Origin of the sequence: Rhizobium sp. BK008 (genome assembly GCF_014197345.1) — a bacterium.
GTDB lineage: Bacteria > Pseudomonadota > Alphaproteobacteria > Rhizobiales > Rhizobiaceae > Rhizobium > Rhizobium anhuiense.
This window is the reverse complement of record NZ_JACIFK010000001.1, coordinates 2,336,276-2,346,174: the sequence shown is the minus strand read 5'-3', so window position 1 is coordinate 2,346,174 and position 9,899 is coordinate 2,336,276. Positions and strand designations below refer to the sequence as shown.

The 9,899-nt window shown below is 63.8% G+C and carries 7 protein-coding genes; all 7 read left to right on the top strand.

Annotation, left to right across the window (positions count from 1 at the left end; genetic code table 11):
* Positions 1-1,530, top strand: a 1,530-nt coding sequence (locus FHT69_RS11505; RefSeq protein WP_183905355.1) for a heme lyase CcmF/NrfE family subunit, incomplete at its 5' end; no start/stop codon positions are given.
* Positions 1,527-1,982: a cytochrome c-type biogenesis protein CcmH gene (locus FHT69_RS11500; protein WP_048338617.1), complete on the top strand. Its 456-nt coding sequence runs from the start codon at positions 1,527-1,529 to the stop codon at positions 1,980-1,982. The genes FHT69_RS11505 and FHT69_RS11500, both read left to right, overlap by 4 nt.
* A 213-nt stretch (positions 1,983-2,195) precedes the next feature.
* The gene (locus FHT69_RS11495; protein WP_097545387.1) at positions 2,196-3,788 is read left to right on the top strand and encodes a Do family serine endopeptidase; all 1,593 of its coding nucleotides are present in this window, start codon (positions 2,196-2,198) and stop codon (positions 3,786-3,788) included.
* A gap of 66 nt (positions 3,789-3,854) precedes the next feature.
* Positions 3,855-4,610 carry a response regulator transcription factor gene (locus tag FHT69_RS11490; protein WP_373289194.1) on the top strand — a complete coding sequence of 252 codons (756 nt, stop codon included), beginning with the start codon at positions 3,855-3,857 and terminating at the stop codon, positions 4,608-4,610.
* Complete coding sequence (locus FHT69_RS11485; protein ID WP_047616113.1) at positions 4,607-6,016, top strand: sensor histidine kinase; 1,410 nt, start codon at positions 4,607-4,609, stop codon at positions 6,014-6,016. Before FHT69_RS11490 ends, FHT69_RS11485 begins: the two co-directional genes overlap by 4 nt.
* Before the next feature lie 135 nt (positions 6,017-6,151).
* Complete coding sequence (locus FHT69_RS11480) at positions 6,152-9,124, top strand: bifunctional [glutamine synthetase] adenylyltransferase/[glutamine synthetase]-adenylyl-L-tyrosine phosphorylase (RefSeq protein WP_183905354.1); 2,973 nt, start codon at positions 6,152-6,154, stop codon at positions 9,122-9,124.
* Positions 9,125-9,227: 103 nt separating this feature from the next.
* Positions 9,228-9,878 carry a glutathione S-transferase family protein gene (locus tag FHT69_RS11475; RefSeq protein WP_183905353.1) on the top strand — a complete coding sequence of 217 codons (651 nt, stop codon included), beginning with the start codon at positions 9,228-9,230 and terminating at the stop codon, positions 9,876-9,878.
* Positions 9,879-9,899: the final 21 nt, after the last annotated feature.

Here is a 9,899-nt window from a genome sequence, read left to right as displayed (position 1 = left end):
GAGGGCCGCGATCTCAATCCGGTCCTGCAGGATATCGGTCTCGCCATCCACCCGCCGCTGCTTTATCTCGGTTATGTCGGCTTCTCCGTCTGTTTCTCCTTTGCCGTCGCTGCCCTTCTGGAAGGCCGCATCGACGCGGCCTGGGCGCGCTGGGTGCGGCCCTGGACGCTGGCCGCCTGGACCTTTCTGACGCTCGGCATCGCCATGGGCTCCTACTGGGCCTATTACGAACTCGGCTGGGGCGGCTGGTGGTTCTGGGACCCGGTGGAAAACGCCTCCTTCATGCCGTGGCTGGCCGGCACCGCGCTGCTGCATTCGGCGCTTGTCATGGAAAAGCGCGAGGCGCTGAAGATCTGGACGGTGCTGCTTGCCATCCTCACCTTCTCGCTGTCGCTGATGGGCACCTTCCTGGTGCGCTCCGGCGTGCTGACCTCGGTGCATGCCTTTGCCAGCGACCCCACCCGCGGCGTCTTCATTCTCTGCATCCTGCTGATCTTCATCGGCGGGGCGCTGTCGCTGTTTGCCTTCCGCGCGCCGCGGCTCGCTGCCGGCGGGCTGTTTGCGCCGATCTCGCGCGAGGGCGCGCTCGTCGTCAACAATCTGATCCTGACGGTCGCCTGCGGCACGGTGCTGACAGGCACGCTCTATCCGCTGCTGCTGGAAACGCTGACCGGCGACAAGATCTCCGTCGGACCGCCCTTCTTCAACCTGACCTTCGGCCTGCTGATGGCGCCGCTGATCGTCATCGTGCCCTTTGGGCCGATGCTTTCCTGGAAGCGCGGCGATCTGCTCGGCGCTCTGCAGCGGCTCTATGTCGTCGCAGCTCTCGCCTTCCTGGCCGCGGTGGTCTTCTTCTATGTCCAACATGGCGGACCGGTTCTGTCAGTGCTCGGGCTGGCGGCCGGCCTGTTCCTCATCCTCGGCGCCATCGCCGATCTCTGGTATCGCGCCGGCATCGGCAAGGTTTCCGCCAGTATCGCCTGGCGCCGGCTTTCCGGCCTGCCGCGTTCGGCCTTCGGCACCGCTCTTGCCCATGCCGGGCTCGGCGTCACCGTGCTCGGCATCGTCGCCGTCACGACCTTCCAGAGCGAACACGTCATCGAGATGAAGCCCGGCGAGGTGACCGAGGCCGGCGGTTATAGCCTGCATTTCGACGGCATGCAGCCGGCGACCGGGCCGAACTATACTGAGGAGCGCGGCCACTTCACCATCCGGCGCGCCGGTATCGCGGTGGCCGATACCTGGTCGGCCAAGCGTCTTTACACCGCCCGGCAGATGCCGACGACGGAGGCCGGCATTCTGACCTTCGGGCTCAGCCAGCTCTATGTCTCGCTCGGCGACGCCACCAAGGACGGCGGCATCGTCGTGCGCATCTGGTGGAAGCCGTTCATTCTCTGCATCTGGGGCGGCACGGTGATCATGGCCTTCGGCGGCCTCGTCTCGCTCACCGACCGCCGCCTGCGCGTCGGCGCCCCGCGTAGGAAGGCGAAAGCCGCGAAGCCTGCTGCTGCAATGGAGCCGGCGGAATGATGCGGCGTCTCTTGCTGGCTTTCGCTTTGCTGCTGATGGCGGCCCCCGCCTTTGCGGTCAATCCGGACGAGGTGCTGGCCGATCCGGCGCTTGAGGCGCGCGCCCGCGCCCTGTCGGCGGAACTGCGCTGCATGGTCTGCCAGAACCAGTCGATTGACGATTCCAATGCCGATCTCGCCAAGGATCTGCGCCTGCTGGTGCGCGAGCGCATCAGCGATGGCGACAGCGACGAGGCGGTGCTGAACTATATCGTCTCGCGCTATGGCGAGTTCGTGCTGCTGAAGCCGCGTATCGGCATGAAGACGGTGCTGCTCTGGGGCGCGCCGGTGCTGCTGGTGACCCTCGGCGGGCTGTCATTGCTGGTCTTTGCGCGCAAGAGGGCCGGCAAGCCGACCGGCAGCAAGCTGACGGCCGACGAACAGGCGAAGCTGAGCGAGCTTCTGAAGAAATAACCGACCGGGCTGAGCCGGCGGACGAGCATATCTGGCCGCGTCCGCGCTACCCGGGAAGCTGGCGGCACGTTTGGCCAAAAGCAAACATTACAAACATTACCAACTTTTCATTGGCCGGACAGTTCGCAGTAAGGTGCGGCGTCCTATATCTTCATTCATCGACTGATCCGGCGTCGCCGGTCTGAAGATTTAAGAACAAGAGAAGGTGCTCCAATGCTCAAGAATTTCAACGGACGTCCGTCCCTCGCCACTGTGCTCAAGGCTTCTACCGTCGCCGGTATCGCAGCCGCTGTGCTCGCAACCGGCGTTCCGCTCGAAATCACCCGGTCTTATGCCGAAGCTGTCAAGATTCAGGCGCCTGCCGTTCCGAGCTTCGCCAATGTGGTCGACGCCGTCTCGCCGGCCGTCGTTTCCGTCCGGGTCGAAAACCGCGTCAATCCCGTCTCCGACAACAATGACGGCTTCTCCTTCGATTTCAACGGCCGCGGCTTCGACGACCTTCCCGACGATCACCCGCTGAAGCGGTTCTTCAAGCAGTTCGGCCAGGATCCGAATGACCAGCAGGGCCATCCCAGGCGCTTCGGCCAGAACGGCCCGAATGGCGGCCCGAACGGTCCGGGCGGCAAGGGTCGTCTGCGCCCCGTCGCCCAGGGCTCCGGCTTCTTCATCTCCGAAGACGGCTATATCGTCACCAACAACCACGTCGTGTCCGATGGCCAGGCCTTCGTCGCCGTGATGAATGACGGCACCGAGCTCGATGCCAAGCTGATCGGCAAGGATCCGCGCACCGACCTCGCCGTGCTGAAGGTCGACGGCAAGGGCAAGAAGTTCACCTACGTCAACTGGGCCGACGACAACAATGTCCGCGTCGGCGACTGGGTCGTTGCCGTCGGCAACCCCTTTGGTCTCGGCGGCACGGTCACAGCAGGCATCGTCTCGGCCCGTGGCCGCGATATCGGCTCCGGCCCTTATGACGATTACCTGCAGGTGGATGCTGCCGTGAACCGTGGCAACTCCGGCGGTCCGACCTTCAACCTCAGCGGCGAAGTCGTCGGCATCAATACCGCGATCTTCTCGCCGTCGGGCGGCAGCGTCGGCATCGCCTTCGCCATTCCCGCCTCGACCGCCAAGGATGTCGTTGCCGATCTGATGAAGGACGGCCAGGTGTCGCGCGGCTGGCTGGGCGTGCAGATCCAGCCGGTGACCAAGGATATCGCCGAGTCCATCGGCCTGTCCGAGCCGAGCGGCGCCCTTGTCGTGGCCCCGCAGGCCGGATCGCCGGGTGACAAGGCCGGCATGAAGGCGGGCGACGTTGTCACTGCGCTGAATGGCGAAACGATCAAGGATGCACGTGATCTCAGCCGCCGCATCGGTGCGATGCAGCCGGGCAGCAAGGTCGAGCTTTCGGTCTGGCGTGCCGGCAAGGCCCAGTCTCTCACCGTCGAGCTCGGCACGCTGCCGATCGATCAGAAGGATGCGTCGGCCGATGACAACAACCAGCCGCAGCAGCCTGAGGCACCGGCTTCCGAGAAGGCGCTTGCCGATCTCGGCCTGACGGTCGGTCCTTCCGACGACGGCAAGGGCCTGGCGATCACCGGCATCGACCCGGATTCCGACGCTGCCGACAAGGGCATCAAGGAAGGCGAGAAGATCACTTCGGTCAACAACCAGGAGGTCTCCAGCCCCGAAGATATCGTCAAGGTGCTGAACCAGGCCAAGAAGGACGGCCGCACCCGTGCGCTGTTCCAGATCCAGTCCGGTGAAGGAAGCCGTTTCGTCGCGCTTCCGATCAACGGCCAGGGCTGATCCTTAAGAAAACGAGAGCCGTGCGGACGAAAGTCCGCGCGGCTCGATTCTTCTGAGCTTTGAAGGATGATCGCCATGAGCGCCGCCCCGCAGGAAAATGCTTTGAGCCTTGCCGAAACGCAGCCGGTGGGTAATGTCGGCCGCATGAAGATTCTCATCATCGAAGATGATCTCGAAGCCGCGGTCTACCTCACGAAAGCCTTTCGTGAGGCGGGCATCGTCGCCGATCACGCCAGCGACGGCGAGAGCGGCCTGTTCATGGGGTCGGAAAATACCTACGACGTCATCGTCATCGACCGCATGTTGCCGCGCCGCGACGGGCTCTCCGTCATCAGCGAGCTGCGCCGCAAGGCCATCCATACGCCGGTCCTCATCCTCTCCGCACTCGGTCAGGTCGATGACCGCGTCACCGGTCTTCGCGCCGGCGGCGACGACTACCTTCCGAAGCCCTATGCCTTCAGCGAACTTTTGGCGCGCGTCGAAGTGCTCGGCCGCCGCAAGGGCACGCCGGATCAGGACGTCGTCTATCGCGTCGGTGATCTCGAACTCGACCGGCTCTCCCATGAGGTGCGCCGCAGCGGCAAGGAGATCTTGCTGCAGCCGCGCGAATTTCGCCTGCTCGAATATCTGATGAAGAATGCCGGCCAGGTGGTGACCCGCACCATGCTGCTCGAAAATGTCTGGGACTACCATTTCGACCCGCAGACCAACGTCATCGACGTGCATGTCTCGCGCCTGCGCTCGAAGATCGAGAAGGACTACAACCAGCCCCTCCTGAAGACCATCCGGGGCGCGGGGTACATGATCAAGGATGAGGGATGAGCCGTTTCAGGGTTCTCTTCAAGTCCACCGCAGTCCGCCTTTCGGCACTCTATATCCTGCTTTTCGCCATCTGCGCCGCGACGCTCGTCTTCTATGTGACGGCGATGTCGGAACGGCTGCTGACCGGCCAGATCCGCGACGCCGTCCGCCAGGAGGTGGAGCAGGTGCAGCGCGCCTATGACACCGGCGGCATGAACCTTCTCCTGCGCACCATGGAGCGGCGTGCCCGCCAGCCGGGCGCCAATCTCTACATCATCGCCGGTCCCTCGGGCGATATTCTCGCCGGCAACGTCGCGTCGGTGCAGCCGGGTGTCTTCGAGGAGATCGGCTGGACCTCCGCGCCCTTCATCTATCAGCGCTATACCGACAGCGGTATCGAGCGGCGCCACAAGGCGATCGCCAATATCTTCGTGCTCGACAACGGTCTCAGAATCCTGATCGGCCGCGACCTCGGCGATCCCGAGCGTTTCCGTCTGCTGGTGCGCCAGGCGCTGATGGTGGCCCTAGCGATCATGGGGCTCGGCGCCATCATCATCTGGTTCGCCATCGGCCGCAACGCGCTGAAACGCATCGACCGCATGTCGGATGCCAGCAAGAAGATCATGGCCGGCGACCTGTCGCAGCGCCTGCCCGTCGGCGGCTCGGGCGATGAATTCGACCGTTTGTCGATGTCTTTGAACACCATGCTGGAGCGTATCGAGAAGCTGAACGAGGGTCTGCGGCAGGTCTCCGACAACATCGCCCACGATCTCAAGACGCCGCTGACGCGGCTGCGCAACAAGGCGGCCGATGCGCTCGATATCAGCGATGGCGAGACGCGGCGTACGGCACTGGAAGGGATTATTTCCGAATCGGATCAGCTGATCCGCACCTTCAACGCCCTGTTGATGATCTCCCGCGTCGAGGCCGGGTCGGTCGCCGCCGAGATGTCGCCGGTGGAGCTTTCGGCGATCGTCTCCGACAGCGCCGAGCTTTACGAACCGGCGGCGGAAGAAGCCGGGCTTGGCCTCAGCTCCAGCATCGAACCGGATGTCGAGGTGCAGGGCAATCGCGAGCTGATCGGCCAGGCGATCTTCAATCTGCTCGACAATGCGATCAAATATTCCTCCGATACCGAAGGCGCGGGCAAGGTGTCGCTGAAGCTTTCCCGCCGTCCGGATGGTATCTGCCTGTCGGTCGCCGACCACGGACCGGGCGTTCCGGCCGACCGGCGCGACGATGTGGTGAAGCGCTTCGTCCGCCTCGATGAAAGCCGGTCGAAACCCGGGACTGGGCTGGGGCTTTCGCTGGTGGAAGCGGTGATGGAGCTGCACAACGGCCGCCTGGAACTCTCCGATACCGATCCCGACAAGCCCGAACAGCGGGGATTGACCGTCAGCATGATCTTCCCGGCCAAGGCTGCCTGATCTCTTCCGCCGAAATACGATCGGTTGAATCGCGTATTGGCGGTTTTCGGCCAAGACCCTAGTTTAATCTCGATCGAAGGCGCGGACTGCGATTCTGCGTCGTCGTTTCCTGAGGTGCCAAAGCAGGGAGAGCGCATGCTGACGAAATCGACGCATGGCCTGAAGGATGTCGCCGAAGGGCTGCTGCGTCCGCTGAACCAGACGGAATTGAAGTTGGCGCTGGCCGACCTTCAGGAGGCCGGCAAAAGCGAGCCGTCGGTGGCGACGATGCTGAAGACGGAAGGGCCGCTTCGCGATTTCATTGCGGCGGTGCTGACGCTGTCGCCCTACCTGCGCGAAATCGCCAATCTCGACCCCGCCGTCCTCGCCGGTGCCGTCACCGAGCCGCTGGAGCCGCAGATCGAGGCGCTGGTCGCCGAGGCCAGGGGGTGCTGGCGACCGGACGGCGAGGGGGCGGCACCCGCCGAATCCGTGGTGATGAGCAGGCTGCGCATCATCAAGCGCAAGGTGGCCTTCCTCGTCGCGCTCGCCGATCTCTCGCGCATCTTCGACGGCCGGGCGACGACGGCCTGGCTGAGCGAGCTTGCCGAGGCTTCGGTCGCTGCTGCCATCGACCATCTGCTGCTTGCTGCGCATGAGGGCGGAAAGCTGCGGCTGCGGGATCCGGCGGCACCCAGTGACGGCTCGGGCTTGATCGTGCTCGGCATGGGCAAACTCGGCGCATCCGAACTCAACTACTCCTCCGATATCGACCTCGTCGTCTTCTTCGACGAAGAAGCAGGCGTGGTGCCCGACCCGGATGACGCGATCGAGGTCTTTCCGAGAATGATGCGCCGGCTGGTGCGCATCCTGCAGGAGCGCACGGCCGACGGCTACGTCTTCCGCACCGATCTCAGACTGCGCCCCGATCCCGGCTCGACGCCGCTGGCGATCCCGGTCGATGCGGCGATGATCTATTACGAGGGCAGGGGCCAGAACTGGGAGCGGGCAGCCTTCATCAAGGCGCGCGCGGTTGCCGGCGACTTGGCGGCGGGCGGCGATTTCCTGCGCGGGCTCGCCCCTTTCGTCTTCCGCAAATATCTCGATTACGCGGCGATCGCCGATATCCATTCGATCAAGCGGCAAATCCACGCGCATAAGGGCCACGGCGCGATCGCGGTCAAGGGCCACAATGTCAAGCTCGGCCGCGGCGGCATTCGCGAAATCGAATTCTTCGTCCAGACCCAGCAGCTGATCGCCGGCGGCCGCATGCCGGCCTTGCGCGGCCGGGCGACGGAAGAAACGCTCTGTGAACTCACCAAGGCGAAATGGATCGACGCGGAAACCCGTGACGAACTGACGGAGGCCTACTGGTTCCTGCGCGATGTCGAGCACCGCATCCAGATGGTGCGCGACGAGCAGACCCATCTGTTGCCGGAGACGGATGCCGACCTGAAGCGCATCGCCTTCATGATGGGATTCACCGACACGCCGAGCTTCTCCGAGCGGCTGGTCGGCGTGCTGAAAACGGTCGAGCGGCGTTATGCCCACCTGTTCGAGCAGGAGAGCAGGCTTTCCACCGATACCGGCAACCTGGTCTTCACCGGCCAGGGCGACGACCCCGATACGCTGGAGACGCTGAAGAAACTCGGTTTCACCAGGCCGTCCGACATTTCCCGCATCATCCGCACCTGGCATTATGGCCGTTACCGTGCGACGCAATCGGTGGAAGCGCGCGAAAGGCTGACGGAGCTGGCGCCGGAGCTCTTGCGGGTCTTCGGCGAAAGCAAGCGCGCCGACGAGGCGCTGCTGCGCTTCGACAGCTTCATCTCGGGCCTTCCCTCCGGCATCCAGCTTTTCTCGCTGCTCGGCAGCAATCCGGCGCTCTTGTCGCTGATCGTCAACATCATGTCCTCGGCACCCCGGCTCGCCGAGGTGATCGCCGCCAAGCCGCATGTCTTCGACGGCATGCTCGACCCCGGCCTGATGGCCGAACTGCCGACCCGCGATTATCTCGGCGAACGGCTGAAGGGCTCGCTCGCCCAGGCGCGCCACTATGAAGAGGTGCTCGACCGGCTGCGCATCTTCGCCGCCGAGCAGCGCTTCCTGATCGGTATCCGCCTGCTGACCGGCGCGATCAATGGTGCGATGGCCGCACGCGCCTTCACCCATCTGGCCGATCTCATCATCGCGGCGGCACTCGATGCCGTGGTGAGCGAAATGCGGGCCGCCCATGGCGATTATCCCGGCGGGCGTATCGCGATCGCCGGCATGGGCAAACTCGGCAGTTTCGAGCTGACGGCCGGTTCCGACATCGACCTGATCCTGCTCTATGATTACGACGATGCGGCCTCTGAATCCGATGGACCGAAGCCGCTCGACGCGACGCGTTATTTCACCCGCATCACCCAGAGGCTGATCGCCGCCTTCTCGGCGCCCACCGCAGAAGGTGTGCTCTATGAGGTGGACATGCGGCTGCGCCCGTCCGGCAACAAGGGGCCGGTCGCCACCCGCATCAATGCTTTCGGCAAGTACCAGCGCGAGGAGGCATGGACCTGGGAGCATATGGCGCTCAGCCGCGCCCGACTGATCTGCGGCAATGAAAGCCTGATCGCCGAAGCCGAGCATATCGTCCAGGAGGTGTTGTCGGCCGATCGCGACGTTGCCAAGGTGGCGCATGACGTCGCCGAGATGCGCGAAATGGTCGACAAGGAAAAGCCGCCATCCGGCCCGTGGGATCTGAAGCTCATCCCCGGCGGCGTCATCGATCTCGAATTCATCGCCCAATATCTGGCGCTGATTGCGCCGACCAGAGGCGTCGGCATTGCCGTGAACGGGATGAGTACCGGCGAGGCCCTGAAGGTGCTTGGCGACCGGCTGATGGCGACAGCCGATCTCGACACATGCCTTGAGGCCTTCGCGCTTTATACCGGCCTCTCGCAACTGATCCGCCTGTCCATTGACGGTCCGTTCGATCCGAAGGAGGCGCCGTCGGGTCTCGTCGAACTCGTCTGCCGCGCCGGCGACTGCCCTGACATCAAGACCCTGGAAGCCGAGGTAAAGCGGCTTTCGAAAGCGGTTCGGAAAATATTCCAGAATGTCGTGAAGCCCGGTAATTCAGGCGCATGATTTCACAGCAGCTGGAATGACCGCGAGGATTATCTCGAACATGGGCTGTCGGAATCTCGTTTAGCCGGTCGTCTTCAAGGCAGGCACGCTCGGGAGAACACCAATGACGATTACCATTACCGCCTTTGAACACTCGCCCGATCGCGGCAAGGGGCTGGCGCGTGACATGCGCGTTCGCTGGGCACTCGAGGAAGTGGGGCTGCCTTACGATGTTCGCCTTGTTTCGTTCAAGGCGATGAGAGAACCCGCGCATCTCAGACTTCAACCGTTCGGACAGATTCCGACCTATGAGGAAGGCGATCTCGCGCTGTTCGAGTCCGGAGCAATCGTCTTCCATATCGCCGAGCGTCATGCGGGCCTGCTGCCGGAGGATGCGAATGCCCGGGGGCGCGCGATCGCATGGATGTTTGCCGCGCTCAACACCATAGAGCCGCCGATCTTCGACCGCGCTCTCGCCAGAATCCTGGAGCGCAACGAGCCTTGGTATGAGCAGCGCCTGCATGCCCTCGAGATCAGCATCCGGAAACGGCTGGACGATCTTTCCCGTCGCCTTGGCGATGCCGACTGGCTGGACGGCGCCTTCAGCGCCGGTGATCTTCTGATGGTGACGGTGCTGCTCAGGCTGAAGGGATCGGATATATTGGACGATCATCCGAACCTCTCCGCCTATGTCGCCCGCGGCGAAGCGCGGCCTGCATACATGCGTGCTTTCGCCGCTCAGTTGGCGGTTTTCACCGCCGCATCGGCCGGCTGACAACGGTCGGATTTTGACGTG